4 protein-coding genes are annotated in these 3,006 nt (G+C 38.5%); all 4 read left to right on the forward strand.

What is annotated here, in order from left to right:
* Nucleotides 1–970 (forward strand): S8 family serine peptidase (locus G5B11_RS18325; RefSeq protein WP_173729288.1); only part of this gene is annotated, 970 nt, incomplete at its 5' end.
* A 76-nt stretch (nt 971–1,046) separates the two neighbouring features.
* Entirely contained in the window at nt 1,047–1,253 is a 207-nt protein-coding gene (locus tag G5B11_RS18330) for a helix-turn-helix domain-containing protein (protein ID WP_158422583.1), read from the forward strand.
* Nucleotides 1,243–2,100 (forward strand): KilA-N domain-containing protein, encoded by an 858-nt coding sequence (locus tag G5B11_RS18335; RefSeq protein ID WP_173729289.1) that lies wholly within the window; start codon nt 1,243–1,245, stop codon nt 2,098–2,100. Before G5B11_RS18330 ends, G5B11_RS18335 begins: the two co-directional genes overlap by 11 nt.
* Before the next feature lie 82 nt (nt 2,101–2,182).
* Nucleotides 2,183–2,677 (forward strand): virulence RhuM family protein, encoded by a 495-nt coding sequence (locus tag G5B11_RS18340; RefSeq protein ID WP_262583186.1) that lies wholly within the window; start codon nt 2,183–2,185, stop codon nt 2,675–2,677.
* Nucleotides 2,678–3,006: the final 329 nt, after the last annotated feature.

Raw genomic sequence — 3,006 nt, forward strand, 5'->3', positions numbered from 1 at the left:
TCTTGGAAAACCTATTGTAGTGAATATCAGTTTTGGAAACAATTATGGATCACATAAGGGCGATTCTTTATTGGAAACCTATTTGGACAGTGTATCTGCTATGGGCAGAAACGTGGTCTGTACAGGAATGGGGAATAATGGAAATGATGCTCTGCACACCGGAGGAAAGCTTTCACCAGGAGAAACCCAGGAAATTGAACTTGGTGTTGGCGCTTTTGAGCCTACATTAAATGTGCAACTTTGGAAAAATTACGAAGATGAGATGGAAATCTATCTGGAAAATCCAGCCGGGGAGCGTGTGGGTCCCCTTTCCGAAATACTGGGTGCTCAGCGGTGGCAGGTGGGAAATACGGAACTACTGATTTATTATGGAAAACCGGCACCGTATCATGTGACGCAGGAGATTTATGTGGATTTTCTGGCGCAGGATGGGAAAAGACCCTATGTGGACAGTGGTGTGTGGAAAATAATCTTAGCAGCAAGAAATATAAAAAGTGGGGAATATTTCCTGTGGCTTCCAGGTGGGAAAACTTTAAATCCGGGCACAGCCTTTTATCTTCCACGTCCACAGGGAACGCTTACCATACCGGCCACTGCCAGACGCCTGATCAGCGTGGGTGCATATGATTCCAGGCTTCTGGCATATGCTGGCTTTTCCGGAAGGGGAAGCAGTGAGCTTCCATATGAAAAGCCGGATCTGACAGCGCCTGGAGTGGGTATAACAGCCCCCAGGGCCGGCGGAGGCTATGGAAGCTATACAGGAACTTCCTTTGCTGTTCCCTTTGTTTCCGGATCAGCTGCACTTCTGATGGAATGGGGAATCATAAAGGGCAATGATCCATATCTGTATGGGGAAAAAGTGAAAGCATATCTGCGCCGCGGCACCAAACCGTTGCCAGAGTATGAACAATATCCGAATTATGAGGTGGGGTGGGGTAGATTATGCCTTTCAGAGAGCATACCAAAATGAAGATGATAGATGTTGTAATAAATGAAAAAATATGCTACGATACATACACAATGTGTAAAATAAAAAGGGGGAGAAAATGGAAATAAAAGATAAAATAAAAGAATTACGAGAAAGTACCGGAATGAACAGAAAGGAATTTTGTGAATATTTTGAAATCCCATACAGAACAGTAACAGAGTGGGAACGAGGAACCAGAAAGATGCCAGATTATGTGTTACGCTTATTAGCATATAAAGCAAAGATGGAACAACTCATCATAAAGGAAGATATGAATGAAGAATAAAATAATTGAAGTGCAAAATGTTCAGATTTCTATTTCGAAACAGGAGTTAGATGATTATATTTGTATTACAGATATTGCTAAAGCTAAATCAGATTCTGTCAGGGCAGCAGATGTGGTAAGAAATTGGTTAAGAAATCGTGGTACTTTGGAATATTTGTCTGTATGGGAACAGATATATAATCCCAATTTTAAAGTGTTCGAATCTGAACACTTTAAAAAGCAAGCAGGGTTATTGACTTTTACACCTAGTGTTTCGGAATGGGTAAATGAAACAAATGCCATTGGATTATATGTAAAGCGTGGAAAATATGGTGGCACATATGCACACAAAGATATTGCATTTGAATTTGCATCTGCAATCAGTCCGGTATTTAAACTATATCTGATAAAAGAATTTCAACGGTTAAAGGAAGAAGAAAACAATTCTGAACGAAAGGAATGGGATGCAAAACGTTTTTTAAGCAAAAATAATTATCTGATCCAGACGGATGCTGTAAAAAGATACTTGCTTCCTCAAATGAATTACAGAGAAAACCTTCAATGGCTGGCATATGCGGAAGAAGCAGACATATTGAATGTAGCATTATTTGGATTTACGGCGAAAGCATGGAGAGAGGCAAATCCTGAACTTGCGAAGAAAAACAATGTCAGAGATTTTGCAACAATTAATGAATTAACAGTTCTATCCAATCTGGAATCACATAATGCACAGATGCTGCGTGAAGGAAAAGAAAAAGGAGAAAGATTCAAAATATTACAAGAGATTGCTGAATATCAGCTGAATGTCTTGAATGCAGCTGAAGAGATCAAAATGATAGAGAGTGATAGAGCACTGCCAGAGGTATGAACCGGGTGAGCATTTTTCATATGTCAGTGCATTTTATAAAAGTTGAATTGCCATTATCGTTGCCAAAAGACAATAGTATATCATCGCCAATGGCGATGATAATGGCAATGATCATAATTCAGTTGTCGCAAATTTTGCGACAACTGCTTCTGATGGAAAAGTATATCAGGTAGAACATTATAATTTTGATATGATCATATCAGTAGGATATCGGGTAAAATCTCGCAGAGGTGTAGAATTCCGAAGATGGGCAAATGATATTTTAAAACAATATATTCTTAATGACTACGCAATAAATGCAAAACGTTTAATTGCCTTGGAGAAAACGGTAGATATCCAGACTAAAATGTTAGCGTGTACATTGGAAGTTGAAGAAGAGGATATATTGAAGGCAGTAAGTCTATACACAGAGGCACTGACGTTGTTGGATCAATATGACCATCAAACGATTGAAAAACCAGAAGGAAATCAACCAATATACAGAATTACATATGATGAATGTTGCGCCATGGTAAATGCTATGGAGGATACGTTTCATTCAGAGGTTTTCGGTGTGGAAAAAGAGAAAGATAAGTGACGGTTCATTGGTGGCAATAACATTGATGATTGCTGAATCAGATCCTGTAGAAAAAGATATCATGGTTAATTTGGTTATAAATTTATTAACATTATAAATTCGGGAGATATTAGTAAAGAGGGATACAATGAATATCGAAGCATACAATCTGGATTCGCTGCGCAGGTTAGTACGAAAATTAGAAAAAAATAAAAATTTAACAATTAAATGATGCGAATATTTCATATGCTTCCGAGGATGTTTTTGCGGAACTTATTGAAAGGAAAAAGATATCACTGTGACCTGTCGGCTTCTTATAATATCGGGGCGAGATATTTTATCCGAGAACT

It is taken from the genome of Blautia glucerasea, assembly GCF_013304385.1.
GTDB classification, from domain to species: Bacteria; Bacillota; Clostridia; order Lachnospirales; family Lachnospiraceae; genus Blautia_A; species Blautia_A ammoniilytica.

Bases quoted from the DNA above. Each gene is read 5' to 3' on its own strand.
- G5B11_RS18330 (WP_158422583.1), top strand. From the start codon at position 1,047: ATGGAAATAAAAGATAAAATAAAAGAATTACGAGAAAGTACCGGAATG.
- G5B11_RS18335 (WP_173729289.1), top strand. From the start codon at position 1,243: ATGAAGAATAAAATAATTGAAGTGCAAAATGTTCAGATTTCTATTTCG.